Annotated in this window: 21 protein-coding genes; 11 read left to right on the top strand and 10 right to left on the bottom strand. The window is 70.3% G+C overall.

Annotated elements, in window-relative coordinates; genetic code table 11:
* The first annotated feature begins 43 nt into the window (after window positions 1-43).
* Window positions 44-1036: a glycosyltransferase family 2 protein gene (locus IFU11_RS06655; RefSeq protein WP_191941459.1), complete on the top strand. Its 993-nt coding sequence runs from the start codon at window positions 44-46 to the stop codon at window positions 1034-1036.
* Here the strand turns inward: IFU11_RS06655 and IFU11_RS06660 are convergent.
* Together IFU11_RS06660 and IFU11_RS06665 are read right to left on the bottom strand one after the other, a co-directional pair.
* Window positions 1033-2313: a lipopolysaccharide biosynthesis protein gene (locus IFU11_RS06660; RefSeq protein ID WP_191941458.1), complete on the bottom strand. Its 1281-nt coding sequence runs from the start codon at window positions 2311-2313 to the stop codon at window positions 1033-1035. The two genes, IFU11_RS06655 and IFU11_RS06660, sit on opposite strands and share 4 nt — an antisense overlap.
* 7 nt (window positions 2314-2320) lie before the next feature.
* Entirely contained in the window at window positions 2321-3166 is an 846-nt protein-coding gene (locus IFU11_RS06665; RefSeq protein ID WP_191941457.1) for a glycosyltransferase, read from the bottom strand.
* A gap of 332 nt (window positions 3167-3498) precedes the next feature.
* Between IFU11_RS06665 and IFU11_RS20730 the strand changes: the two genes are divergently transcribed.
* On the top strand, window positions 3499-3798 hold the full coding sequence (locus IFU11_RS20730; RefSeq protein WP_307783387.1) for an acyltransferase: 300 nt from the start codon (window positions 3499-3501) through the stop codon (window positions 3796-3798).
* A gap of 54 nt (window positions 3799-3852) precedes the next feature.
* Here IFU11_RS20730 and IFU11_RS06675 read toward each other — a convergent pair whose 3' ends face one another.
* Both IFU11_RS06675 and IFU11_RS06680 read right to left on the bottom strand, forming a co-directional pair.
* A complete protein-coding gene (locus IFU11_RS06675) occupies window positions 3853-4692 on the bottom strand; it encodes a glycosyltransferase family 2 protein (protein ID WP_192018512.1) in 840 nt (279 codons plus the stop codon).
* Window positions 4693-4786: 94 nt separating this feature from the next.
* Window positions 4787-5380 (bottom strand): acyltransferase, encoded by a 594-nt coding sequence (locus IFU11_RS06680; protein ID WP_191941455.1) that lies wholly within the window; start codon window positions 5378-5380, stop codon window positions 4787-4789.
* A 132-nt stretch (window positions 5381-5512) separates the two neighbouring features.
* Between IFU11_RS06680 and IFU11_RS06685 the strand changes: the two genes are divergently transcribed.
* Window positions 5513-6583: a glycosyltransferase family 4 protein gene (locus IFU11_RS06685; protein ID WP_191941454.1), complete on the top strand. Its 1071-nt coding sequence runs from the start codon at window positions 5513-5515 to the stop codon at window positions 6581-6583.
* Complete coding sequence (locus IFU11_RS06690; RefSeq protein ID WP_192018513.1) at window positions 6583-7695, top strand: glycosyltransferase family 4 protein; 1113 nt, start codon at window positions 6583-6585, stop codon at window positions 7693-7695. Before IFU11_RS06685 ends, IFU11_RS06690 begins: the two co-directional genes overlap by 1 nt.
* On the opposite strand, the gene IFU11_RS06695 is transcribed toward IFU11_RS06690, so the two are convergent.
* Complete coding sequence (locus tag IFU11_RS06695) at window positions 7581-8918, bottom strand: hypothetical protein (protein WP_192018514.1); 1338 nt, start codon at window positions 8916-8918, stop codon at window positions 7581-7583. The two genes, IFU11_RS06690 and IFU11_RS06695, sit on opposite strands and share 115 nt — an antisense overlap.
* Window positions 8915-9844, bottom strand: coding sequence for a polysaccharide pyruvyl transferase family protein (locus tag IFU11_RS06700; RefSeq protein ID WP_192018515.1), 930 nt, complete (start codon window positions 9842-9844; stop codon window positions 8915-8917). The genes IFU11_RS06695 and IFU11_RS06700 overlap by 4 nt, the downstream gene beginning before the upstream one ends.
* 141 nt (window positions 9845-9985) lie before the next feature.
* Here IFU11_RS06700 and IFU11_RS06705 point away from each other — a divergent pair, with 141 nt between their 5' ends.
* Complete coding sequence (locus tag IFU11_RS06705; protein ID WP_192018516.1) at window positions 9986-11431, top strand: sugar transferase; 1446 nt, start codon at window positions 9986-9988, stop codon at window positions 11429-11431.
* Window positions 11432-11452: 21 nt separating this feature from the next.
* Here IFU11_RS06705 and IFU11_RS06710 read toward each other — a convergent pair whose 3' ends face one another.
* The 3 genes from IFU11_RS06710 to IFU11_RS06720 are packed head-to-tail and all read right to left on the bottom strand — an operon-like array spanning window position 11453 to window position 15400.
* The gene (locus IFU11_RS06710) at window positions 11453-12730 is read right to left on the bottom strand and encodes an O-antigen ligase family protein (protein WP_137243362.1); all 1278 of its coding nucleotides are present in this window, start codon (window positions 12728-12730) and stop codon (window positions 11453-11455) included.
* Between the two features lie 7 nt (window positions 12731-12737).
* Entirely contained in the window at window positions 12738-14165 is a 1428-nt protein-coding gene (locus IFU11_RS06715) for an O-antigen ligase family protein (protein WP_137243361.1), read from the bottom strand.
* Between the two features lie 56 nt (window positions 14166-14221).
* On the bottom strand, window positions 14222-15400 hold the full coding sequence (locus tag IFU11_RS06720) for an acyl-CoA dehydrogenase family protein (protein WP_192018517.1): 1179 nt from the start codon (window positions 15398-15400) through the stop codon (window positions 14222-14224).
* A 196-nt stretch (window positions 15401-15596) separates the two neighbouring features.
* Between IFU11_RS06720 and manA the strand changes: the two genes are divergently transcribed.
* On the top strand, window positions 15597-16796 hold the full coding sequence (manA, locus tag IFU11_RS06725; RefSeq protein WP_192018518.1) for a mannose-6-phosphate isomerase, class I: 1200 nt from the start codon (window positions 15597-15599) through the stop codon (window positions 16794-16796).
* A gap of 44 nt (window positions 16797-16840) precedes the next feature.
* Here the strand turns inward: manA and IFU11_RS06730 are convergent, their stop codons facing one another.
* Complete coding sequence (locus tag IFU11_RS06730) at window positions 16841-17821, bottom strand: GlxA family transcriptional regulator (protein ID WP_137243358.1); 981 nt, start codon at window positions 17819-17821, stop codon at window positions 16841-16843.
* 93 nt (window positions 17822-17914) lie between these two features.
* On the opposite strand from IFU11_RS06730, the gene IFU11_RS06735 reads away from it, so the two are divergent.
* The 5 genes from IFU11_RS06735 to IFU11_RS06755 all read left to right on the top strand — a co-directional run bounded on the left by IFU11_RS06735 (window position 17915) and on the right by IFU11_RS06755 (window position 24455).
* On the top strand, window positions 17915-18058 hold the full coding sequence (locus tag IFU11_RS06735) for a hypothetical protein (RefSeq protein WP_192018519.1): 144 nt from the start codon (window positions 17915-17917) through the stop codon (window positions 18056-18058).
* 54 nt (window positions 18059-18112) lie between these two features.
* Entirely contained in the window at window positions 18113-19075 is a 963-nt protein-coding gene (gene galE / locus IFU11_RS06740; protein WP_064295220.1) for a UDP-glucose 4-epimerase GalE, read from the top strand.
* Between the two features lie 186 nt (window positions 19076-19261).
* Window positions 19262-19591, top strand: a complete 330-nt coding sequence (locus IFU11_RS06745) for a WhiB family transcriptional regulator (protein ID WP_079002812.1) — start codon at window positions 19262-19264, stop codon at window positions 19589-19591.
* Between the two features lie 111 nt (window positions 19592-19702).
* Window positions 19703-22646 (top strand): glycosyltransferase family 2 protein (locus IFU11_RS20735; protein ID WP_371742733.1); only part of this gene is annotated, 2944 nt, incomplete at its 3' end.
* A gap of 375 nt (window positions 22647-23021) precedes the next feature.
* Window positions 23022-24455, top strand: a complete 1434-nt coding sequence (locus tag IFU11_RS06755; RefSeq protein WP_192018521.1) for a DUF5719 family protein — start codon at window positions 23022-23024, stop codon at window positions 24453-24455.
* The last annotated feature ends 4 nt before the right edge of the window (window positions 24456-24459 follow it).

The following is a 24459-nucleotide window of genomic DNA, read 5'->3' on the forward strand; positions in this document are numbered from 1 at the left end:
GATAGGCTGGTCCGCGGTCCGATGAGCGGTGAGGGGCGGGTCCATGCCAGCAACAGCAGCAGTCGACGGACGCGTCTCCGTCGCCCTGTGCACCTACAACGGCGCCGTGTTCCTCGAAGAGCAGTTGGCCAGCATGCTCGCGCAGACCGTGCTCCCGGGCGAGATCGTGGTCAGCGACGACGGTTCGACTGACGGGACATCCGCCATCGTCGAGCGCTTCGCCGCTGAGTCGTCCGTCCCGGTGCGTGTCCTGCGGAATCCGAGTCCACTCGGCGTCACGAAGAACTTCGAGGGGGCGATCCGCGCGACCACGGGGAGCCTGATCGTCCTCTCCGATCAGGACGACGTGTGGCGGCCCGACCGCGTCGAGCGTGCCCTGGCCGCCTTCGACGCGCGTCCGGAGCTGCAGATGGTGTGCTCGGACGCCCGGCTCGTCGGAGCCGACGGGGTGTCCCTCGGCACCACGCTCTTCGCGTCGCTGTCGATCGGCCCGCACGAACGCGACGGGATCCGGGCTGGTGATGCTTTCGGCGTGTTGCTGCGACGCAACCTCGTCACTGGCGCGACCGCGATGTTCCGACGTGCGGTCTTCGACGCGGCCGCGCCGTTCCCCGCACCGTGGGTCCACGACGAGTGGTTGGCGATCGTCGCCGCATCACGAGGACCGATCGAGTTCCTGGATGAACCGCTCGTCGACTACCGGCAGCACGGCGCGAACCAGATCGGGATCGTCGAGCCGACGCTGGCGTACAAGATCTCGAGACTGATGCAGCCGGGGCGGCAGCGCAACCGCGACATCGCGGATCGCGTCGCAGGGCTCGCATCCTGGCTCGACGACGCCCGTGATCCCGCGCCGCGCGCCGACCCCTCGGCGGTCGTCGCCAAAGCGGCCTTCGAGCGGTTCCGGGCCGATCTCGCTCCGGCCCGGTGGCGACGGATCCTCCCCGTCATGCTGCGTGCTCCCCGCGGCGAGTACCAGCGGTATGCGAGCCAGGGGGCGCTGGACATCCTGAGGGATCTGCTGCAGCCGGCCTAGCCTCGGGTCAGATGCCATACGGCCGCGCCGACCAGGACGACGCCGAGGGCGAGGAGGCCACCCCGCCACGGGGCCCGGTGGCGAGCGGCGAGGAGGAGCAGCGCCATCACGACGAGTTCCCGGGCGTTCACGAGCCAGGCCGCGAGCTGCAGGTCCTGGAGGGCGACGAGGCCGACCGGGAGGGACAGCAGCACGCCGACCGCTTTGATCGGACTCGCCCAGCGCATCCGGCTCTCGGCCTGGAGGACCGCTGTGATCGACCAGGCGACGACCGAGGGAGCGACCGACAGGGCGAGGACGGGGACGAGTGCGAGGGCGGGGTCCCAGTCGTCTGCGAGGAAGGGGGCCACGATCAGCTCAACCCCGATGCTCGTCGCCACGGCGGCCACGACCGCCAGGACCAGCGATCGTCGGAGCGAAGCTTCCGTGACCGCGACGATCTCGGACCCTCGGCCGTCACGTGCCGCCTCGGTGAGGGCCGGCCGGAGGACGTTGACCGCGGCAAGCGCCGCCGCGTCGCCGATGCTGCGTGACAACGACATGGCGAATGCGTATTGCCCCAGGCGCGACCCGCCCGCAAGACCCCCGATCGAGAGGCGGTCGGTCTGTCCCTGTCCCCAACCGAGGAGGGCGAAGAGCGCCGTGTGCAGGTAGTCGCGGAACACGCCGCCGGTCAGCTCCGAGGGTCGCGTCCCGGTGTCTGCTCCACGTCCCAGTCGCGCCGCTCGCCGACGGTTGAGGACGGCGAACCCGGCTTCGGCGAGGAGCGCCTGCAGCGCGCTCGCGAGGAGCGACCCTGTCGCGACCAGCGTCGGCACGCTGCACAGGAGGGAGCAGGTCGACGACCATGCCTGATTCGATGCGATGTCCTTCCAACGCCCCGATCGCTGCAGTCTGACCAGGGCATCGATACCGGCGGCCGACGCGGCGGGGACGAGGACGAACGGCGCGAGGGCGAGCGCCTGCCACCGGTCCTGCTCCGCGTGTGTGAGGAGGAGCGCCATGACGACGACCGAGAGGAGGGCTCCTCCGACGACGGCGGACCACACCCGGAATCGTCCGATGAAGCGTGCCCCGGAAGCGGTCCCGTCGTGGACGACGGCGGTCTGCCGAGCGGCCGTGTCGCCGACGGTCTGGACCAGCGTGAGGGCGAGGACCATCCACGCGTACATGCCGACGACGGACGGCGCGAGGCTCGCGGCCAAGACGAGCATGATGAGCGCCGAGGCCGCGCGCGGCAGGACCCGCTCGAGCACCGACCACGCGAGGTTGATCATCGAGGCGTCACAGGTAGAGCGTCCGGAGACGGAGGCTCTCGACGAGTCGACCGGCCCGAGAGCAGAGCCGCTCGACTGCTCGACGGCGCCGCAAGCTCGACGGGCGGCTCGACAGGAGGAGGAGGACCCCGGAGCTGACGGCCGCGGGCATGGACCACCAGGGCGACCGTGGCATACCGGCGGGCCGGTGCTCCCGGTACAGCCTGACATTCGCGCGGCCGTAGGCGAAGAACTGCCTCGCGACCGAGCGGAGGTCGCCACGCAGGGTGTAGTCGAGGACAGCGTCGGGCACCGCGATCGTCTCGAAGCCGAGTCGTGCCGCGCGCCAGAAGAAGTCGGTCTCGTCACCGCCGCCGACGAACGACTCGTCGAACCCGCCGACGCGGTCGTAGACCGTTCGTGCGAAGCCGCAGTTTGCGCCGACCGGCCAAGGGACGTTCCACAGCGTGCGGTAGACACCCTCATCGCTGGTGACGAGGCGTCCGTCGGGCAGTCGTCGATCGACCGCCCCGCCGACGCATTCCGCACCCGCGGCGAACGCCCTGGTATGGGCGGTGAGCCAGCCCGGTCGAACGACGTCGTCCGCGTCGCACATCAGTACGATCCGCCCGCGCGAGGCTGCCACGCCGCTGTTCCTGGCGTGGTTGATCCCGGGTCTCCCGCTCGCGTCGACGAGGTTGACGCGAGCATCGAGACGGGCGTATCGCCTGACGATCTCGGCCGTGGAGTCGGAGGAACCGTTGTCCGCGACGACGATCTCGAACGCCTCGTCGCTTTCCTGGGTGAGGAGCGCGTCGAGCTGTCGATGCAGTGTGGCCGCCCCGTTCCGACAGGGGATGACGATCGAGAGCATAGGTCCCCTTCATGGGATGTGATGTTTGTATACTCGGTATTTTAGTTGATCGTGTCGACTGATTCGAGCGGGGATGAAGAATGGTACGGAAACGAGTGGGCTTGATCGTCGGGTCAGCCGAGATGGTCGCCCTGCGGGCGGCCTCCTCAGTGCCGAGCAATGACGTTCGTGTGGCGGCACTCCGGTCGTGGGGGGCGGCCATCGGCGGAGGGTGCGCGATCCATCACGGACTGCAGGTCCGCGCGGCTCGCCGTCTGGCGCTCGGGGAGGATTGCTTCGTCGCGGAGGATGTCACGCTGGATGCGCGGGGCGGCCTGTCCATCGGATCGCACGTGAGCATCAACAGCGGCGCGCAGATCTGGACGGCACAGCACGACCTCCGTTCGCATGACTTCGCCTTCGTGTCAGAAGCGGTCCGGATCGGCGACCGCGCATGGATCAGTGCTCGGGCGGTGATCCTTCCGGGGGTGACGATCGGTGAGGGGGCGGTCGTCGCGGCCGGCGCCGTCGTGAGTCGAGACGTCCCGGAATGGACCCTCGTCGGCGGCGTTCCCGCTGTCCCGATCACCTCGCGTCCACGGGCTGATTCCTATCGACTCGACGCGCGGCGGAACAAGGTGTGGTGGTGGTGACCGTGGCGTCGCTCTGGTCGGGGGGCGCACTGCGCCGGGCGGTTCCGGTGCTCGTCAGAGATACATGGTGCGATGCCGCACGCTACCGACGAGTCGACCTGCGCGGACTGCGATCCGCTCGACAGCCTTGCGTCGTCGTCGCGGGTCCGGCGCGACAAGCTGCGCTGCTGCGATCGCGATCACGACGGGAGCCTGCCACCACCGTGATCTCGGCATTCCCCAGGTTCGATGGGCGACATACAGGGCGACGGTTCCGAGGCCGTATCCGAAGAACTGCCGAGCGACGTCCGAGAGCTTCGATCGCAAGGCGTAGGAGACCAGTGCGTCCGGCACCGCCGTGGTCGGGAAGCCCGCGGCATGCGCGCGCCAGAAGAAGTCGGTCTCGTCGCCGCCTCCGCGGAACGACTCGTCAAAGCCCCCGATGCCGTCGAAGACCTCCCGGCGGAACCCGCAGTTCGCGCCGATGGGCGAGGGGACGTCCCAGTTCACGGTCACGACCCCCGGGATGTGGTCGATGACCGTACCGTCGTCGAGGGTGAACTCGACGCCGCCGCCCACGCATAGGGCTCCTTGGGTGAATGCCTGCGCGTGGCCGGCGAGCCAGCCGGGTTGCACGAGGTCGTCGGCGTCGCACAACAGGATGTACTGGCCATTGGCCGCTCGGATGCCGACGTTGCGCCCGTGATTGATCCCGATGGTCCCGTGGGCGCTCACCAGACGGACGCGGTCGTCGTGAGCATGGAACGTCTGGACCAGCTCTGCGGTGGTGTCGGTCGAGCCATTGTCGGCCACGATGATCTCGATGGGGAGGTCCGTCGCCTGCGCCAGGATGGCGTCGAGTTGGGATGCGAGCGTCCGCGAGCCGTTCCGGCACGGGATGACGATGGACAGCATGATGCTCCAGCTGGCTGGTCCGGCGCGGGGGGAGGATGCCACCATATCGTTTGGGCGCGGAGAAGTCCGGCGACGTCTGTTGTCTCTGTGTGCCTCATCGCCCGGTGCGTCTGAAGTCGTCCGGGACGTCGAACCCGTCGATGACGACGGCGGCCGGCCCGGCGACGAGGGAGCCTGCGGGGATGGGCCGGGTCACGACGGCGCCGGTGCCGATGACCGACCCCCGGCCGATGGTGACGCCGGGGAGGATCGTGACGCCGGCGGCGATCCAGACGTCGTCCTCGATGACGATCGGTTCCGTCTTGACCGACTGCTCGGGCCGGACGGGATGGAATCCGGTGTCGTAAATGCGGACGCCATCACCGATGGAGACGCGATCGCCGATGCGGATGGAGCGCTGAGCGTGGATCGTGGTGCCCTGGTTGATGAACACGCGGTCCCCCAGGATGAGTTCGCCCTCGGGGCTGGTCGACAGTGCTGAGCGCAGGGTCACGGCCCGCATCTTCAGCCGGGTTCCCGCTTCGAAGGACCCGAGGATCCGCAACGACGGAGAGCGTCCTTCGAAGACGGCGAGCCGTGGGGTTGCGCCTGCGAACAACCAGAGGAGGACACACGCGCGCATGAGGCCGGATCCGTTGGACCACACCTGCGTGCACCGCCGGAACAGGCGGCGGATCGGAGCGGGCATGCGGTGAACTCCCAAGGCTGGTGGTGGCACTGATATATGTCATATGTTAGATGAACATCAGACTGTTCGCTGCCGGAAGCGCGCGCTGGCCACGTCGCGCCCGTTCGACGGTCGACGATCGAAGGGCGCCCCATGACCGCAACCGTTCTCCATGTCACCGATTGCTATGCGGGAGGTATTCCGGTCGCCATCGACGCGTACGTCCGGAACGCGCCCGCCGGGGTCGAACACCATCTGCTCGCCGAGGTTCCGGTGGGGGCATCGGTCGACGAGAGCCTGTTCGACCGCTTCGCGTCGGTCACCGCGCTCGGTCGGAGCCGGCTCGGTGCCGTGCGCGCGATCAGGAGCGCTCGGCGTCGGACGGGCGCGGACATCGTGCACGCCCACTCGAGTTTCGCCGGTGCGTACGCCCGTGTCGCCATGCGCAGCTCGCCGCGGTCCCGCATCGTCTACACCCCGCACTGTTACGCGTTCGAGCGTGCCGACCTCCCGCGATGGAGTCGTCGAGCGTTCCGTGCCGTGGAATGGTTGCTCTCGTTCAACGTCGAGACCATCGCCGCCTGTTCCGAGGGGGAGGCGGCAACCGCGGAACGGCGCGGACCCTTGCGGCCACGGGTGGTCCACGTGCCGAACGTGGTCGCGGTTCCGCCTCCCAGCGCTCGCCGGAACGATGACCCGGACCTCCATCGGCCGCTGCGGGTCGCGAGTCTCGGACGCATCGCTCCGCAGAAGGATCCGATGCGGTTCGCCGAGGCGGTCGCGTCGATCCGGTCGGGCGGGGTCGAGGTCGCTCCCGTGTGGATGGGCGGCGGCCGCGTCGACGACGTCACCCGACTGGAGGCGGCCGGCGTCGAGGTCACCGGTTGGATCCCGCACGCCGAGGTGGGCTCGCGCCTTGCGCGGAGCGACGTCTACCTCCACACTGCCGCCTGGGAAGGGTTTCCGCTCGCCGTCCTGGAGGCCGTGCAGGCCGGCGTCCCGACGCTCGTCCGCCCGATCGCCGCGTTCGGGGCGCTCCCGGACGTCCTCACCCTCGACCGCGGCCTCGAGGTGATGGTCGCCCGGAGGCTGGCCGGCCCGGAGGCGTTCGCCACCTGGGCGGAGCGGAACGTCTCCCGCTGGTCGGAACGCCTCAAGGATCACACCCCGGCCCGCCAACGGGCGGCCCTCGCCGAGGCGTACCGGATACCGCAGGTGGCCTGATGCGCGTCGCGGTCGTGCAGTGGGGTCGGACCGGGGGAGGCCCGCTCTTCGCCCAGGAACTGGCTCAGGCGCTTCAGGAGGGCGGCTGCGATGTCGTCGTGTCCTATTCCCTCGACGCCGAGGTGGCGGAGCGGTTCGTCGCCCTCGGGGTGCCGTCCTTCACGATCCGCACGTATCGCGACAAGCGCGGCGCGGTGCTCGGCCTCCCGCGCCTCCTCTGGGCGGCGCTCCGGCTCGACCGCTTCCTCCGTCGGCATCGCATCGACGTCGTCGTCATCGCGATGGAGCAGCTCTGGCAGGGGGTGGTCGCGCCCGTGTTCCGCTTCGGTGGTCGTCGGAGTCTGCTCTGCGTCCATGACGCCACGATGCACCCCGGGGACTTCTCGCGGCTCGAGCACCTCCTGCGTCGTGCCGAGCGTCGGGCGACGGACGGAGCGATCGTGTTCTCCGCCCCGGTCGCCGCTGCACTCACGTCCCGTGGTGAGTTCCGCGCGGACCGTGTCCACGAGACCGTCCACGCCGCGTACCGGGTCGACGCGGGCCGTGCCGTGGTCCGGTCGACGCACCGGGAGGGCGTTCCGGTCGTCGGATGCTTCGGTCGGCTGTCGGCGTACAAGGGGCTCGGTCTCGGTGTGGCGGCGATCACCGAACTGCGGGCTCGCGGTGTCCGCGTCCGGCTTCGGGTCGTCGGGTCCGGGACCGACGACGCCCTCGCACTCCTGCACCACCCGGACGACGAACTGGAGAACCGCTGGGTCGCCCAGGAGGAGATCGTCGACGTGGTGGACGGCTTCGACATCGCCCTGCTGCCGTACACCGAGGCCAGTCAGTCCGGTGTGCTCGCCTATGCAATGGCACTCGGGGTGCCGTCCGTCGTGACGCCGGTCGGCGGACTCGCCGAGCAGGCGATCGCGTCAGGATCGGGCATCGTGGCCACGGCGGTGACGTCGACCGCGCTCGCCGACGCGCTGGAGGAGCTCCTCGCCGACGCCGGTCGTTACCAGGCGCTCTCCACGGCGGGGGTGCTCGCTGCAGCGGGTCCGTTCTCCTGGGTGCGCGTCGCAGCCGACGTGCGCGTCGCGGCAGCATCCGTCGTGCCCACGGGTCGCTGACCCCGACGGCATGCGGCGGATGTCGGCCCCCGCCGGGCTGAGGCTCCCGTCGCTCCGGGCCGCAGGCTCAGGAGGAGGCACACGGCGACGATGAGCATCGGTGTGAGATGCCGGAGGAACGAGCCGTAGTCCGGCTCGAAGATCGACTGCACGATCAGGAACGCGAGGATCGCCGCGAACAACCGGTTCTGGAACGCCGTGAGGACCGACGAGCCGCGGGGCGCTCGGATCCTCGCCGACCGGATCGCGGCGATGAGCGACCCCCAGATGGCGAGCAGGACGAGCGCCACGACCAGGTAGATCGCCCCGCCGCGGAGCATCAGCGGGATCGGGATGACGAACGAGGCGAAGGTGAGGACACTGTTGACGAACCCGGACACGGGGCCGGCACCGGGGAAGAACTGCACGATCAAGGTGTTGACCGATTCCGCGGTGCGGTGCTCGTTCACCATCAGGCGGTAGTGGTCGAGGTCGACACCGACGACCAGCGGGAAGACGACGGACAGCCCGGCGTAGAGCACCAGGATGAGCGCCAGGGTGGCTGTCCAGCCGCGCCGCGCCCGCAGTGCGAGACGGAGCGCCAGGTAGAGACCGGCCACGAGGAACCAGTACGTGCGGAAGCCCTGGGCGTACAGCAGCATCGCGGCCACCGGTACCAGCTCGGCCGGCAGGCCTCGTCCCCGGTTGACGACGAGCGCGAGGACCGCTCCCACGGTCAGCAGGTCCTTCGTGTATGCGCCGTGGTAGACGGCGGCGAGCGCGACGCAGCAGATGATGATGGCCCAGTCCACCCACTCGGCCGTCGTCGTCCGGGTGCGTGAGATCGCCACCGTCAGGACGAGGAGGTAGCTCGCGACACCGACGAGCGCGGCGAGCGTCGGCATTTCGGCGAGGCCCATCCAGCGGTAGACCGCGGCGATGAGCTGGAACGACGAGTCGGCCTCGGTGAACGTCCCCCGGTTCACGCTGATGATCGTGCCCTCGTCATTCGCGAAGTGCCCGGGCAGTCCTGGTTGTTCGGCTGCCACCCAGGCGAGCGCGAGGAGTGAGGCGATCATGAGGAGCGACCCGCCGACGAACGGACGGTGGTGCCCGCGATCGCCGATCCCGGGTGTCCGCTGGATCAGCCGATGGCGGTACTCGGTCCGGCGGGCGGCGGCGTCGGCCCGGGCGCGGGTCAGTTCCCGCCGGGTCAGGGGTTCGGAAGACTGCCGGGCGGTCACGGACGGAGCGTGTGCGGAGCGTGCTCGAACCGTAACGACGGCTGGAGCTCGCCGAACCAGGTCTCCGCGTACCTGGTCAGCTTGCGGTTGTTGTTGTCGATCGCGATGACGTGGCGTCCCATCTGCAGGGCGATCAGCATGGCGTGCAGGCGATCCGTGACGACCTCCTCGCCGCGGGAGATGAGTCGGACCGCCGCGGTGAAGCGGCGCTCCGCCCGTCGCATCCACGCCTCGTGGTCCCGCGCCATGAGCGGCTTCAGGGCCGGGTGCTTCGCCGCCCGCCAGCCGAGCCACTCGTGCGCCCGGAGGTCCAGGGGGTCGGCTGGCCAGTCGGCGCTCTCGGAGCCCGCGAGCCGACCCGAGGTCTCGTCGTCCGTCCGGGCGATGACGATGCGCCGCTGTGTCGGTTCGGGGGCGCTGATCGAGCCGAGGAGATGCACCGCGTCCGGCGAGAGGCTGAGGTCCTCGACCTCGTCGCGGAGGAGGTCGTAGGAGGTCTGGTCGCGGACGGCGACCCGCAGGTTGGGCCGGGCGGCGAACCGTCGGGAGAACGCCCGGCGGTCTGCATCCGTGGGGAACACGACCGACTGCGGTGCCTGGATGAGCAACGTGTCGGCAGGGAGGCGCTCCGCGAGGTCGTAGCGGGCTTCGCTCAGCACCGGGTAGAGGCCTCCGAGATTGCCGCCGCCCTGGATGAGGACCGGGATCGACGAGTCTCGGACCCGCTCCGGCATGCTCCCGGCGCTCGACGTGGTGCGGACCGCGATGCCGTGTTCCCGCCAGAACCGGGCCTGTCCGAGAGCGATGGCCGAGTCGCCGGAGTTCTTGTGGTCGGGGAACTGCGTGTAGTGGAGCTCGGAGACGCCTCGGTGCAATGCGGTGAACGCCGCTTCCGTGCGTCGACGCATGGTCTCGAGATAGGTCATGGCACTCCGTCCGGCCCGCTTGCATCAGCGGATATGAGTTGATGGAATACATTATGCTCGAACATCGGTCGACTCGTTTGCGACCCCAGCCGGGACCGGTCCGGCTGACTGGATCGGTCCGAACCTAGGAAGGCCACCGTCATGCCCTTCGTCGAAGCTCGACGCCTCTGGGAGCGCCGGTGCTCACGCGTGATCCTCGTCCTCGACCTCCTGGCCGTCACGGTGGCGCTCAGCGTGACCCAGCTCCTGTGGTGGGACGCGTACTGGCACGGGACCGTGCAGGTCGTCGGGTCGTTCGGACGCTTCGACCTCGGCTATCCCGCAGTCACCTTCGCGCTCGCCGTCGCGTGGTGGTCGCCCCTGGCCGCTGCCCGGTCGCGCCACCCGCGGGTCCTGGCGGACGGGTGGACGCCGTATCGACGGGTCGTCGTCGTGACGACGACGGTCTTCGGCACCGTGGCGATGGCGTCCTACCTCCTCAAGCTCGAGATCGGACGCGGGTTCCTGCTCACAGCCATGCCGCTCGGGGTCGCCCTGCTCCTGGCGGTCCGCTGGGGCGCCCGTCGACACCTCCGTGCGCGGCGGCGCGGAAGCGCGCTCGTCTACCGCACGCTGCTCGTGGGTGACCGCGACCACGCGGTGCATGTCGCCGAGCGCATGCGACGGGGCGACTGGGCAGGGCATCGGGTGGTGGGAGTCGCGACCCCGGGTATCGACGACGATGCACGCATCGCGGACGCCCCGGTCCTCGCCGGGCGGCCGTCGATCCTCGACGCCGCGATGGAGGTCCAAGCGGACACCGTGATCCTCGTCGGCCCCGCCGAACTCACCCCCGCAGATCTCCGACGCCTGGGTTGGGACCTCAGCGAGCGCGGGGTGAAGTTCATCATCGCACCGACGCTCACGGGTGTGGCCTCGACCCGCCTGTACCTGCAGGCGGTGGCCGGCATCCCGCTCATCCACGTGGACCATCTCGAGATGTCCGGGGCCAAGGCTGCGGCGAAGCGGACGTTCGACATCATCGGGTCCGCGACGCTGCTCGTGCTCCTGGCCCCGGTCATGCTCGCGGTCGCGCTCGCAGTGAAGACGACGAGTCGGGGGACCGTGCTGTACCGGCAGGAGCGCATCGGTCTGCGCGGCCGCCCGTTCCGTATCCTGAAGTTCCGCTCGATGGCCGCCGACGCCGACACCGGGGCAGCCCTCGCGGTGCAGCAGCACGCGGACGAACTGCTGACGAAGGCCCCGGACAATCCGCTCGTGACGCCGATCGGACGGCTCCTCCGGAAATACTCGCTCGACGAGCTGCCGCAGCTGTTGAACGTGCTCGGTGGTTCGATGAGCCTCGTCGGTCCGAGGCCCCATCGGGGCTGGGAGGTCGAGCGCTACGACCTGCTCGCGCAGCGACGCCTCCTGGTGAAGCCGGGTATGAGCGGACTGTGGCAGGTCAGCGGGCGGTCCAACCTCTCCTGGGACGACTCGGTCGATCTCGACCTGTACTACGTGGAGAACTGGTCGGCTGCGGTGGATCTGAGGATCCTCGCGCAGACGGTGCGAGCGGTCGTCGCCCCGGGAACCGATGCACGGTGATCCGGAACCGCGCGGCCGGGTTCAGCGTTCGGGGAGCTTGTGCCGCCAGCTCAGCCCGCCGGCACCGATGACGGCGCAGACCACGAGGAGCAACCACCCGCCGCTCAGCAGCAGGCTGCTCTCGGCAGCGCCCGATGCGAGCAGGGTCACGACGATGAGCGCAGCCCAGACGTGCACGACGCTCCGCCGGTTGGTCGCGATGAGCCAGGTCCGCACGAGCGCCAGGCCGCCGAGGAGGAGGAACAGGGCGAGCCCGATCAGTCCGAGCTGCAGGTACACGTCCAGGTAGGCGTTCAGCGCCGAGTCGTTCGTGCGGCCGAGGCCAGCGTCGATGAACCGGTATGGGACGGCATCGGAGACCCAGCCGCCCGTCCATCCCCAGCCGTTGATCTCGCTCGGAGCCAGGCGTCGCAGGGTCTCCTGCCAGAGTGCGTAACGCTGCTCGATCTCGAGCCCGAGACCGAGGACGCGGAACACCTCGGATCGGAACAGGTACCCGATGAGGCCGACGAGCGCGAGGACGGTGAGGAGGACGAACTGCCAGGTGCGGCGCGGTTCCGGTCGGAGTTGCCGGAAGCCGTAGAGCACGGCGGTCGCAATGCCGAGGGCTGCGGCGAGGAGCGCGACGCTCGGTGAGCGCGTGCCGAGGATGAGCCCGGCGGCGAGGGCGATGGACCCGATCGTCACCCCGTGCCGCACGGAACGGGTCCGCCATTCGACGACGAAGGTGACGAGACCGAGCAGGGCTGCGATGCCGAGGGCGCTCCGGGTTCCGAAGACCCCCTCCAACGGGCCGCCGAAGGCGAGGTTCCCGCTGATCCCGAGGAACGGCAGTGGGGTGTCGATGAGGACGCCGCTCACGACCTCGAGGGCCAGTGAGGTGCCGAGGAGCGCGCGGAAGGCGGTGCCCGTCGCCCGGACGATCTGGATGGTGTCGCGGGTGAGAGCGATCACGATGGCGATGAAGGCCCACGCGAGCTGTCCGCCGATGGCGGGTACGGTCGCGAGCGGCGTGGCGCTCCACACGACCGACACCGCGCTCCAGGCGAGGAACAGCAGGACCGAGATCGGCAGGAGGCCACGCCACTCGATGATGGGGAGGCGTGCGAGGAGGATGCCCGTGCCGATCGTCGTGAGGCCGACGAGCATCGCGCTGAACCCGGCGACACCGATCAGGCTCGTGATGAGATGCTCGCCGAAGGCGGTCGCGACGGCGATGGTGGCGAACGCGGCGGCCAGCGGCGCCGACGACAGGACGCGCGCGGCGACGGAGAACGCGTCGAAGTCCGCCGGTCTCACGCCGGGCTCATCCGCCGACGACGTCGCGCCGGTGCGCAGGTGCAAGGTCGGACGAGGCTGCGACGGTGGGGATCGGCCAGGCCGGTTCCTGCTTCGTCTTCACGACGAGGAGCACGAGGAGCACCCACCCGGACTCGATGAGCAGCCGGCTCTCCGCGACGGACTGCACGACGAGGGAGACCGCGATGAGGACGGGGGCGAGCGAGAGGGCCGTGTACGGCCGATGTGCGTCGAGGTCGACGCGTGGACGGTCGACGGCCAGGAACCAGGTGCGGGTCAACATCGACAGGACGACCGCGGCGAAGAGCACGAGGCCGACGACGCCGAGTTGGAACCAGACGTCGAGCCAGGCGTTGTGCGCCTGGAGTTGTCGGACGCCGCGTCGGATGACCAGGTCGGTGAAGAGCGGCTCCCACGGTGCCCACGGGCTCGAGAAACCCCAACCGAAGACCGGCCGCTGTTCGATGAGGCGCCAGACGGTCGCCCAGATGTCGAGTCGACCGGTGAGGTCCGGGCTCTTCCCGAGGAGGCCGAGGAGTTGCGTCCGGAAGACGACCGCTCCCACCGCGCCGACGACCCCGATGCCGAGGAAGCCGAGGTACACCGGTGTCCTCGCCTCCGGGCGAGGCGCCCGACGGATCGCGAGTGCAGCGGCGAGGACCACCGCCGTCACCACGGCGGCGAGCAGGATGGTGGTCGAGAAGCTCAGGAGGAACATCACGACGGAGAGACCGAGGCGGACGAGCAGGGTCCAGCGACGTTCCGGGCCGGTCAGCCTGGCTGCGCCGGGCTCGTCGCGGCGCGCCGCCAGCCGGAGCCCGAAGACGATGATCCCGAGCAGCGCCACCACGGCGAGGAGGTTGGCGTTCCCCGAGATGCCCTGGATGCGTCCTCCGGAGAACAGGAGGTCCCGCGACCAGTAGTCGAGCAGGGGCGGGTCCGCCGAGTCCCCGGCGTAGAAGTTCGGGAGGACCGGGTGCCGGATGATCGCTGCGACGACGAACTCGAAGAGGAGGGACAGTGACAGCACCCACGTCACGGCACGGCCGAGGACCCGGATGACCTCGGGCCAAGTGAAGCAGCCGGCGAGGGTCACGCCGAGGATCGTGCACAGCGCCGCACCGAGCAGGGTCGCGGCCGTGCCGCTGGGGTAGGCGGACCAGGCGAGCGACACGATCGACAGCACCCCGTAACCGACGAGCGACCACGGCACCCTGGTGCGCCGCCAGTTCGGGCGGACGACCATCAGGCACGCGAGCGCGGCGCCGCCTGAGACCAGGGCCACCGCCGTGTACCCCCAGATGGTGAAGAGGTTCGTCCAGAACGTCCCGGCGAGGACCGCGAACGTCGCGAACACCGCGACGTGCCTGACGACGAGTGCGCGTGTCGTCAGCGCTGCCGGCGGGCGGGGCGGGGCGGGTTCGGTGGACAGCATCGTGCCCCCAGGGTAGCGGCTGCGGCCGCCACCGAGGCCCTGGTCCAGCGCGGTGGTCAGACGAACGCCGCAGTGCCGGTGATGGCCCGCCCGACGATGAGCGCGTTCATCTCCCGCGTGCCCTCATAGCTGTAGAGGGCTTCGGCATCCGCGAAGAACCGGGCGGCGTGGTAGTCCAGCACGATGCCGTTCCCGCCCATGATCTCCCGTGCCCACGCGACCGTCTCGCGCATCCGCGCGGTGCAGAACGCTTTGGCGAGCGCGGAGTGCTCGTCGCGCTGGGTTCCCTCGTCGAGCATCTGCGAGACCCGGACGCACATCGCCATCGATGCCGTGATGTTCCCGAGGCACTTCGAGAGCAGGTCCTGGATCAGCTGGTGGCCCGCGATCGGCTTGCCGAACTGCACGCGCTCCTTGGCGTAGGCGACCGCCGCCTCGTACGCGCCGACAGCGACGCCGACACTCGACCAGGCGACGCCGGCGCGCGTGAGTCGCAGTACCTTCGCCGTGTCGCGGAAGGAGTTCGCGTGCTGCAGCCGGAGGCGCTCGGGGACCCGGACGTTCTCGAGGGTGATGTCGGCGTTCTGCACCATGCGCAGGCTGATCTTGCCCTCGATCTTGGTCGCGGAGTAGCCGGGGGAGTCGGTCGGCACGATGAAGCCCTTCACCTGACCGTCGGCGGTGTCCTTCGCCCAGATGATCGTGATGTCGCTGAAGGTCGCGTTGCCGATCCACCGTTTCGAGCCGGACAGAATCCACTCGTCGCCGTCCCGCGTCGCCGTGGTGCGGAGCCCCTGTGCGCTGTCCGACCCCGATTGCGGTTCAGTGAGTCCGAAGGCACCGAGGACCTCGCCGGAGGCGAGCTTCGGGAGCCATTCGTCCTGCTGCTCCTGGGAGCCGCACTCGCTGATCGAGCCCATGGTGAGACCGTCCTGCACCCCGACGAAGGTGGAGATCGACGCGTCGATCCGGGAGAGCTCCATCGAGGCGAGGCCGCGGAACACGGCGCTGTTGTCGAACGGCGTCGTCTCCGGCCAGGCCCACCGGGCGACGTCGAGCTCGAGGAGCGGGGTGATGAGGTGCTTCGGGAACTCGGCCCGCTCCCAGTACTCGTTCACGATCGGCTTCGCCTCGGTCTCGGCCCAGGCTCGGAGGCGGGCGATGGCCTCCTGCTCGGGAGCCGTCAGAAGGCTCTCGAAGCCGTAGAAGTCGCTGGCGAGGGGTTCGAAGATCATGGTCCGTTGCTCCATTGCGTCCGCTGGCGCCGGATCGGCGTCCCGGCCAGCCTAGGCAGGTGTGCTCGGCGCGGACAACGGCTTGGTAGTTTGGTGCACGGTGCCGGGCGACCGCGTCGCACGGCTTGTAGGACGACGCCAAGCGGCCCCAGGGTCCGGCTGGCGCGTCACCCTCGTCCGTCGAAAGGGCCCCACCATGTTCGTGCCGCTCAGTGCCACTCCTCGTGACTACGCGTGGGGGTCGTCGACGGCGATCGCGGAGGTGCTCGGGTCCGAGCGCTCAGGACGTCCGGAGGCGGAACTCTGGCTCGGCGCACACCCCGGGGCGCCGACGCCGATCGCGGATCCGTCGACGGTGGGGGGACACGCCGACCTCGAGCGCTGGCTCGCCGCCGATCCCACCGCGCTCGGCGGGCACGGCTCGCTGCCGTTCCTCCTCAAGGTCCTCGCAGCGGCCCATCCGCTCTCGCTGCAGGCCCACCCCGACCTGCACCGCGCCGCCGCGGGCTTCGCCGCCGAGAACGCACGAGGGGTGCCGCTCGACGCTCCGCACCGCAACTACAAGGACGCGCTCCACAAGCCGGAACTCATCGTCGCCCTCCGGGACGGCTTCGAGGCGCTCTGCGGGTTCCGCGAGCTCGATGCGACCGATGCGCTGCTCGCCGAGCTGGTGGCCTCGGCGCCCGATCCGGCTGCTGCGGCGCGCATCACCATGCTCCGGGGGATGCTGGCCGCCCCCGACGGGCTCCGCGACACCGTGCGGATCCTGCTCGAGCAGCTCCCCGGCGGGCTGCTCGACGCCCTCGTCGTGTCCGCCGCGGCTCCCGGTTCGGGCGCGTTCGACGCCGAGCGTGCCCTGGTCGGGCGGCTCGCGCAGGAGTATCCGGGTGATCCCGGCATCGCGGTCGCCCTCCTCCTCAACCTCGTGACGTTGCGAGCAGGAGAGGCGCTGTACCTCCCAGCCGGGAACATCCACGCCTACCTCCGCGGCATCGGCGTCGAGCTCATGGCCGCGAGCGACAACGTCCTGCGCGGCGGGCTCACCCCGAAGCACGTCGACGTGCCCGAGCTGCTCGAGGTCCTGGAGTTCGAGCCGCGGCCGGTGCCGTGGCTCACCCCGACGGACCTGGGTGGGGGGCTCAGCCTCTTCGTCCCGGACGTGCCGGACTTCGAGCTGCTGCGGGTGGACCTGTCCGATGAGCCGTCCGAGCAGGAGTCGTCGTTCCGGCTCCCCGGCCCCGGGATCGCGATCGTGGTCGACGGCTCGGTGCGGATCACCGGAGCCACCTCGTCCATCGAGCTCGGTCGAGGTGGCTACGCCTTCATCACGCCCGACGAGGCGGAGCTGCGCTTCTCCGGGACCGGGACCCTGTTCCTGGCGACGACCCAGGCCTGACCACCCAGGCCGGACCGCCCGGCCGGGTGGTCCGGTCCACCAGCTCAGGCGCTCTCCCGCACCCCGAAACTCCGCCGGTAGGCGGCGGGCGTGGTGCCGAGGACGCGGTCGAAATGATGACGGAGGACCGCCGCGGTGCCGAACCCGGTGTCCGCAGCGATCCGCTCGACACCGTGGTCGGTCCGTTCGAGCATCTCCTGGGCTCGGAACAGGCGTTGCCGGTTCAGCCAGGCGGCCGGCGTGCTGCCGAGCTCCGAGCGGAAGCGGCGTGCGAAGGTCCGCTCGGACATGTGCGCCTGCCGCGCGAGGCGCCCGATGGGCAGGTCCTCGGCGAGGTGGTCGAGCATCCAGTCGACGACCGGGGCGAGGGACTCGCACTGCTGCGCCGCGACGGGGGAGAGGACGTACTGCGCCTGACCGCCGTCACGCTGTGGCGGGACGACCATCCGGCGGGCGATGACGTTCGCGCTCGCCGCGCCGTACTCCTGTCGTACCAGGTGCAGACACGCGTCGATGCCGGCAGCGGTCCCCGCGCCCGTGATGACCTTGCGGTCCTCGACGAACAGCACGTCCGGGTCGACGGTGGTGCCCGGGAACATCGTCTGCTGCTCGCTGGTGTACATCCAGTGGGTCGTGCTGCGCCGACCGTCGAGCAGCCCGGCCTGACCGAGGACGAACGACCCGCTGCACACGCTGAGGACCCAGGCACCACGTGCCTCCGCTGCTCGGAGGACGTCGAGGTAGGCCTCGTCGACCGCTCCGGCACGCGATCCACCACGACCGGTGATCACCACGAGGTCCGCCTCGGCCGCGAACGACAGGTCGTCGTCGACGATCATGTCGAAGCCCCGCGAACCGTCGTCGCTCAGGTTCATTCGAACCGGACCGGGGTCCTTCGTGACGATGCGGAGGTCGAAGGCGGGACCGCCCTGGTCCGACCGGTCGATGCCGAAGACCTCGCAGACGACGCTGAACTCGAACGGTTGCAGCCCCGGGATGGCGAGCAGGGCGACCTTCGACAGCATGGGACCTCCGGATGATCGATTTGGCAGGAATGTGCTGCTTTGCGTCCATCCTGCCACTGGTGGCAGTTTTTCGCCATTCCTAGAGTTTCAGACATGTCCATCATCGCACTCGTCATCGGCATCATCACCGTCCTCATCGTCGTCGTCGCTTCCGTCGCGACCCTCCGTGCCGTCCTGACCGACGGCTATCGCCGTGTCCCCAGCCGTGCTGGCGCACGACGCACGCGCCTCCAGTAGTCTGGTCACTCCGTCTGCAGCACGGCAGGTGGAGGACTCCCTGGAGGAAGCATCGTGGCGTGGCTGGTGACGGGCGGAGCCGGATACATCGGAGCCCATGTGGTTCGGGCCTTCCAGGCGGAGGGGATCGACGTCGTCGTCCTCGACGACCTGTCGAGCGGGCACGAGCGCTTCGTCCCGGCCGGAGTGCCGTTCGTCCGCGGAACCCTGCTCGACGGCTCGGTCCTCGAGCGCACCTTCTCCGAGTTCGAGCTGAGCGGCGTCGTCCATGTCGCCGGGTACAAGTACGCGGGTGTCTCCGTGCAGCGCCCACTCCACACCTATGCCCAGAACGTCACGGCCACCGCGATGCTGCTCGCCGCGATGGAGGAGCACCGGGTGGAGCGCATCGTCTTCTCGTCGAGCGCCGCGGTGTACGGGACCACGGACGTCGACCTGGTCACCGAGGACACCCCGAAGGCCCCTGAGTCGCCCTACGGCGAGTCCAAGCTCATCGGCGAGTGGCTGCTCCGCGACCAGGGTGTCGCGACCGGGCTTCGCCACACCTCGTTGCGGTACTTCAACGTCGTCGGCTCCGGGACGGACGAGGTCTACGACACGAGCCCGCACAACCTCTTCCCCCTCGTCTTCGACGCGCTCCTCGCCGGACGCACGCCCCGCATCAACGGCGACGACTACCCCACGCCGGACGGCACCTGCGTCCGCGACTACCTGCACGTCGCGGATCTCGCGGCCGCGCACGTCGCCGCGGCCAAGCGGCTCGATGCGGGTGAGCCCCTCGAGGCGGCGTACAACCTCGGGAGCGGCGACGGGTCGAGCGTCGGCGAGATCATGACCGCGATGGCGGAGGTGACCGGGATCGACTTCACCCCCGAGATCATGCCGCGGAGGGCGGGCGACCCCGCACGGATCGTCGCGTCCGGCGCGCTCGCAGCGCGCGACCTCGACTGGCGGATGCGACACGATCTGCGCCAGATGGTGGAGAGTGCATGGCGGGCCAGGCGCGCCGCCGACTGACGTCGCGCGGCCGCACGATCCGCCCCGACGGGCCCCGACACCCAGTTCGGGTCACACTCGGCGCGTCGCGAACCCTCACCTCGTGATTGAGGCTTTACGATGTGCGACTTGACTCGACCATAACTACAAGGGTGTAATTATGTATCGCGCCGCGTGGCGCAGGGTACGAGTAGGTGGGGAGACGGTATGGCGATTCCTGAGTATCGTGCCGGAGTACCCGACGACTGGTTCGTCGATCCGGTCAATCTGGGAGTCCCCGGCGTCCGTCAGCCCGCTGCGGAGGGCGAGGACGACACCCAGCTCTCCTGGCAGACCGATGCGCTGTGCGCGCAGACCGACCCCGAGGCGTTCTTCCCCGAGAAGGGTGGATCCACGCGCGACGCGAAGCGGATCTGCACCAGCTGCGACGTCAAGTCGCAGTGCCTGGAGTACGCGCTCGCGAACGACGAGCGCTTCGGCATCTGGGGCGGCCTCTCCGAGCGCGAGCGCCGGAAGCTGCGCAAGCGCGCCGTCTGACGCTTCCTCGAACGCTGGCCGAACCGCTCCCGGCTCACCGGAACGCCCCCGATTCGGGGCGCGCCCGCTCGGTTCCCGCTCTTCCGGCCGGACCCGCTTAGTCTGAATCCGATGTCTCCCCGAGTAACGGCGATTCTCGTGGTGCGCGACGGCTCAGAGCCGCTCGCACGCACGCTCGACGCCCTCCGTGCCCAGACCCGTCCGGCGGACGGGATCATCGCCGTCGCCACCCGCGCGAGTGAGGCGACGATCGAGGAACTCGGTCGCGTCCCCGGCATGAAGCTCGTGACCTCGACCGAGGACCTCAGCTTCGCGCAGGCCGTGGCCGCCGGCGTCCGCGTCACCGATCAGCCGGAGGACGCCGAGCAGATGCTCTGGTTGCTCTCCGAGGACACGGCTCCCGAGCCGACGGCGCTCGCCGCCCTGTTGGGCGCCCTCGAGGTCTCGCCGTCCGTCGGTGTGGCCGGCCCGAAGATCCTCGACTGGGACGACGCGTCGTTCCTCCGTCGCTACGGCGAGACGATCACCACCCTCGGGGCGGCGGTCCCGGTGGTCGAGGACGAGCTCGACCAGGCCCAGCACGACACGATGAACGACGTGATGGCGGTCGGTCCGGCCGGCATGCTCGTGCGCCATCAGCTGTGGGACCGGTTGGGCGGCTTCGACCAGGCCCTCGTGGCGGACGACGCCCTCGACTTCTGCATCAGGACCCGCCTCGCGGGCTACCTGGTCGCGGTCGTGCCGACGGCGCGGGTCGCCTCCGCCGGCGAAGGCATCGCCGGGCCCTCCTGGTCGAACCGGCTCGGCGCGCGTCGTCGTCGCCACCGCCAGGCCCGCGCCGCACAGCTCCACCGCCGTCTCGTCTATGCGCCCGGGATCATGGTCCCGGTGCACTGGCTCAGCCTCGTGCCCCTCGCCATCCTGCGGGTCATCGGCCACTTCGTGAAGAAGCAGCCTGAGCTCGTGCTGGGCGAGCTCTCGGCGGCGTTCGCCGTCGCGTTCTCCGGGACGAAGGTCGGGAGTGCGCGGCGCCAGCTCGCGAAGAACCGCACCTTGGGCTGGTCGAGTATCGCCGGCCTGCGGATGCGACTCGACGAGGTCCGACGCAAACGCGCGCTCGCGCGGGAGGCGACGCAGATCGGCTTCATCGGTGAGGAACGCGACCTTCGCTTCTTCTCCGGCGGAGGCGCCTGGGTCGTCCTCGCGACGGCGGTCATCGGAGCGGCGATCCTCGCTCCGCTCCTCGGAGCCACGTACCTCACCGGCGGGGGACTCCTCCCGCTCTCGGCGACGGTCGGCGAACTCTGGCAGCACATCGGCTTCGGGTGGCGCGACGTCGGTCTCGGCTTCGTCGGTGCCGCCGACCCGTTCAGCGCGGTCCTCGCAGTGCTCGGGACCATCACCTTCTGGCAGCCGTCCTTCTCCCTGGTCCTCCTCTTCCTGCTCGCACTGCCGCTCTCGGCGCTCGGCGCCTGGTTCGCTGCCACCCGGCTCACGGAGCGCAGCGGTCCTCGAGCGGTGGCGGCGCTGCTCTGGGCGCTCGCCCCGGCGCTCCTGACCGCACTCGCCGATGGACGTCCCGCGGCCGTCATCGTCCATGTCCTGCTGCCCTGGCTGTTCTACGCGGGTGTGGTCGCGTCCCGGTCGTGGGCCGCAGCCGGCACGAGCGCCTTCCTGTTCGCCGCGATCGTCGCGAGCTCGCCGTCCCTCGCCCCGGCGTTGCTCGTCATCTGGGTCGTCGCGATGGTCTTCGCCGGTCGTGGTGTCGCCAGGGTCGGCCTCGTCCCGATCCCCGCCATCGCGCTGTTCGCTCCGCTCATCTGGCAGCAGGGGCTCCACCGGAACAACTGGCTCGGAATCCTCGCCGACCCCGGTGTCGCGACGCCTGCGACCGCGGCGTCCGGCTGGCAACTGTCCCTCGGCTTCCCCGGCGGCAGCCTGGGTGGATGGAGCCAGCTCGGTGCAGCGCTCGGACTGCCGGGTGCGGCTCCCGCCATCGTGGTGCCCGCGCTGCTCGCGCCGCTCGCGATCCTCGCTCTGCTGGCCCTGTTCCTCCCGGGGTCCCGACGGGCCGTCCCGTTGCTCATCGCGGCGTTCCTCGGACTCGTGTCGGCCGTGTTCGCCACGCATCTCCTCCTCGCCTCGGCCGCCGGAACGGCCGTCCCCGTCTGGGCCGGCGCGGCGATCAGCCTGTACTGGCTCGGGATCGTGGGTGCTGCGACCCTCGGCCTCGACCGCATCCCACGGTTCCGGGCGGTTCCGGCGCTCGTCATGGTCCTCGCCGCCGCGGTGATCGCCCTCCCACTCGCCCTCGCCCAGCCTCTCGGCACCTCGGTGGTCCGTGAGAGCTCCGGTCGCCAGCTGCCCGCCTACGTGACGGCCGCGACGCAGACCGATCCTCGGCTCGGCACCCTCGTCATCACGCCCGGCGACGACGGGACCATCACCGCGGTCGTCATCCGTGGCCAGGGGGAGACGCTCGACGGCCAGTCGACCATCGCCCAGACGGCCCCCGGCGTGTCCTCGGACGACCGCGTCGTCGCCGAGCTCGCCGGCAACCTCGCGTCGCAGAGCGGACTGGACCCGACGGAGACCCTCGTCGAGCACGGTATCGCCTTCGTGCTGCTGTCGCCGGTCGCCGACGGCGAGGAGCAGACGGTGGCGGGTCAGACCGCCGGTCGTGCGGCGAGTGCGCTCGACGCCAACGCGGCGCTGGTTGCCGTCGGTGACACGACGAGCGGCACACTCTGGCGCACCGTCGCGGACGTCGGCACCGGTCCCGAGCTCCCGACGTCGAATGTGCTCGGCACCCTCATCGGTGTCGGTCTTGGCGTCGTGTTCCTCATCACCCTGCTCCTGAGCATCCCCAACGGTGCGTCCCGCGACGGATACCGCGCGGGATCCCGGAAGCCCGTGAAGCTGAAGGGTCGTGCTGCTCGCAAGGCGGCCGCGTCCGGGGCGACGGTCGCGGTGATCGACGACGAGGCGACCGGCACGTACGACGACGAGGAACCGACCGCCGATCTCGACGACGAGGCGGAGGGTTCCGAGTCGGNGCGTTGGTGGCGTCGGGGGCAGGCCTCCTCCGCTGAGGCGCCCGTGCCCGCGGCGGTGACTGCCGAACCAGCCGATGACGCCGAGTCCGTCGACGACCGTGCATCGACCGTCGACACCGGGTCGGCCGACGACACCGTCGCTCGCGATGGAACCGTGCCGGTCACGGACGACACCGTCGACACGGACCGCGACGTGACCGGGTCGACTCCAGACGCCGACGCGGACGCGAACACCACAGCCGACCAGGTCCCCGACGAACCGGCGGTCGCCGCGCGCGATGCCGCCGTGCCAGATCCGGATCCGAGCGACTCGACCGAGACGACGCCGGATCCCGACACCACCCGCCGGGACACCCCGGGAACGGAGCAGCCGCATGCCCAGTAAGCGCGGAGTCGCCATCACCTCCGGTCGGATCGTCACCGGCCTCGTCGGGATCGGGATCGCCGCGGTCACGATCGCAGCGGCCGGGCAGCTGCCCCTCCCGACGGTGGAGATCGCCCCTCAGGACATCCGAGTCACCCCGGTGGCCGGCGACCAGTCGGTCGTGTGCCCGGGGCCGCTGCTCGCCCTGGCCCAGGACGCGACAGCCGCGACGGCAGCCGGCTCCTTCGGCCCGGCGAGTGTCGACTTCGGAGCGAACGGGGTGACGCCCACGACGAGTGAGCTCGCCGCACCCGACAACACGAGCGGCGCGGCGGACGGCGGACCCACGGTGATCACCGTCCCCGGCGCGACCGACGGGACGGTGACGCCCCTGAGCGGTGCGCAGTCGCAGATCGCCGCCGAAGCCGAGGTCGCCGGCCTGGCCGCCGCCGCCTGCACGCCGGCATCGGCCGAGAGCTGGCTCGTCGGCGGATCGAGTGACATCGGTCGCACCACGCTGGTCCTCCTGAGCAATCCGTCGGCCGTCGATGCGAACGTGACCCTCGAGGTCTTCGGCGCCGCCGGGCGGATCGACGCTCCGGGTGCCGCCGGGATCGTCGTCGCCACCGGCACGCAGCGGGTGATCGCCCTCACCGGCCTCGCACCCAACGAGCCGACCCCGGTCGTGCACGTGACGAGCGAGGGCGGCCAGGTGGTGGCCGCGCTCCAGCAGAGCACGGTCCGCGTCCTGACCCCCGGTGGTGTCGAGGTCCAGGGGCCGACCGCGTCGCCGTCGACCGACCTCGTGATCCCGGGCGTCGTCGTCACGGCCCCGGCGGCCGCCGGGGCGAGCTCCGACACGGCGTCCGTCGACGACCGGGCGACGGCCCTCAGACTGTTCGCGCCGGGATCCGAGCCCGCCGACGTCGTCATCACCGCCACCCGAGAGAACGCGAAAGACGAGCCGATCGTCATCGACGCGACCATCCAGCCGGGAGTTCCCGGTGAGATCGCGCTCGCCGAACTCCCGGCCGGTGAGTTCTCGCTGGAGGTCACCTCGACCCGACCCGTGGTCGCGGCGGCCAGGACGAACTCGCGCGGCGGAACGCTCGAGGACTTCGCCTGGTTCGGAGCGACACCCGCTCTCGACGACACCGCAGCCTTCACGGTCCCCACCGGGCCGGGGCAGAAGCTCCACGTCTTCAACCCGTCTGGCTCCGAGGCCGAACTCACGCTGACGGGGGCTGACGGCAAGGAGACCACGACGAAGGTCGGAGCCGGAGCGGCGGTGACGATCGGCGTCGGCGCCGGTCAGAGCTACGTCCTCGCCGGGGCCGACGGCCTCCACGCCTCGATCAGTCTCTCTGCGGCGGGGCGGCTCACGTCGCTGCCGGTCACACCGCCGAACCCGCTGGCGGCACCGATCAGCGTCTACCCGCGCTGACCGC

Origin of the sequence: Plantibacter sp. CFBP 8804, from assembly GCF_014841225.1 — a bacterium.
GTDB classification, from domain to species: Bacteria; Actinomycetota; Actinomycetes; order Actinomycetales; family Microbacteriaceae; genus Plantibacter; species Plantibacter auratus.